Below are 1,434 nucleotides of genomic sequence, written 5' to 3'. Positions count from 1 at the left end.
AGGGCGCGCCAGTGCGGAACTCAACCCGCTTCACGCCCGGATTCTCAGCCTGCCAGAAGGAGGCGATCAGCTCGCCATATTCCTTGTTCACCCAGTCGCGCAGGAAGCGGGTCGGCAGCAGCACCACCGCCTCGTCGCCGGCAACACCGCCAAAGCTCACCTGCTTCAGCCAGGTGCGATATTCGACCTCACCCACTTCCGCCTGCAGCCGGGCGCGCACGCGGCCCCATTGCTCAGCCAGCCGTGCCTCTTCATTCCATATCATGGAGGTTTGCAGCGCAGCGCCGCCCTGACCAGAGGAATTGATCTCTAGGTTGATACCCATTCTGCTTTGCCTAACCCCGAACACAGCGCCGCAAAGGACCGATTCCGCAAAGCAAACCCTTGGGAAAAGGGCGCCTTCTCAGAAATGAGACAGTCCTGAACAGTCAATTGAGGCTTGGACATTAGGTCTAAACGCCTCGCCGAAGCAAGCCGACAAATGCGACAGCTTTGCGAACAAGCTGCTGACACTTCGTAAAAAACGTTTAAATTCAAAAGACTACAAATAAAAAACTTTCTTTGCGCCTACCTACTTGCCATAGCAAAAGCCTGGACTTGCAACCAAGAATAGAAAACCGCCGTATCTTGCCATTACAACAAGATGACGGCGGTTCAAAAACGTATATTTTTTGGGACAACCCGGAGGATTATCCCAACCGGCGCATTAAGCGGCGGCGACGGCCTTCACGCTGGCCGACAGGCGGGAGATCTTGCGGGCAACCGCATTCGCCTTCAGCACGCCCTTACCAGCCGCGCGCTGTAGCTCCGGCTGGGCAGCGATCAACGCGGCCTGCGCGGCTGCCTTGTCGCCAGCCGCCACGGCCTCTTCAACCTTGCGGATGAAGGTGTGGACGCGGGACTTGCGCGCCTTGTTGCGCGCCGTGCGCTTCAGCGTCTGGCGGATGCGTTTCTGGGCAGATGCGATATTGGCCATGTTATCCGAACAAAAAAGGTGTGTGTAATGGAGCGCGCCGTCTAGACCGCCCAAGGCGCCGCGTCAAGCACTTCCGCTAATTTCAGCTATTCCTGGATCACCCAGCTCTTGCGCAGCGCCGAGAGCACCTCCCAGGTACCGGTGAAGCCGGGCTCGATCACGAATTTATCCCCAGGCCCCGCCTCGATCCGCCGGCCATCATCGCCCTCCACCACGCAGGCGCCGGAGATGATCTCCATATATTCCCACTCGGTATAGGCGATCCGCCATTTGCCGGGGCTGGCTTCCCATTCCCCGGCGGCGAGTCCGCGTGCTGGGTTCTCATACAGCACGATCGTTCGCGCCACCGGTTCGCCGGAAATCACTTTTTCCGGCGCGATCGGACTCCATTCCGCCACCCCGGCGGGCGGCAGCTGCACCAGCCGGCTCATGGCTGCGCCCCCAAGGCCGCCGGGCCC

The 1,434-nt window shown here is 60.0% G+C and carries 3 protein-coding genes; all 3 read right to left on the bottom strand.

Annotated elements, in window-relative coordinates:
• A partial coding sequence (locus MXAZACID_RS01685) for a DnaA N-terminal domain-containing protein (protein ID WP_008492287.1) occupies window positions 1-325 on the bottom strand: 325 nt, incomplete at its 3' end.
• 381 nt (window positions 326-706) lie between these two features.
• Window positions 707-976 (bottom strand): 30S ribosomal protein S20, encoded by a 270-nt coding sequence (rpsT, locus tag MXAZACID_RS01680; protein ID WP_008492286.1) that lies wholly within the window; start codon window positions 974-976, stop codon window positions 707-709.
• Between the two features lie 86 nt (window positions 977-1,062).
• On the bottom strand, window positions 1,063-1,434 hold a 372-nt coding region (locus MXAZACID_RS01675), incomplete at its 5' end, for a cupin domain-containing protein (protein ID WP_008492285.1).

Origin of the sequence: Acidocella sp. MX-AZ02 (assembly GCF_000306035.1) — a bacterium.
Lineage (GTDB): Bacteria > Pseudomonadota > Alphaproteobacteria > Acetobacterales > Acetobacteraceae > Acidocella > Acidocella facilis.
The sequence above is the reverse complement of the archived record's forward strand: the minus strand, read 5'-3'. Positions and strand labels throughout refer to the sequence as shown.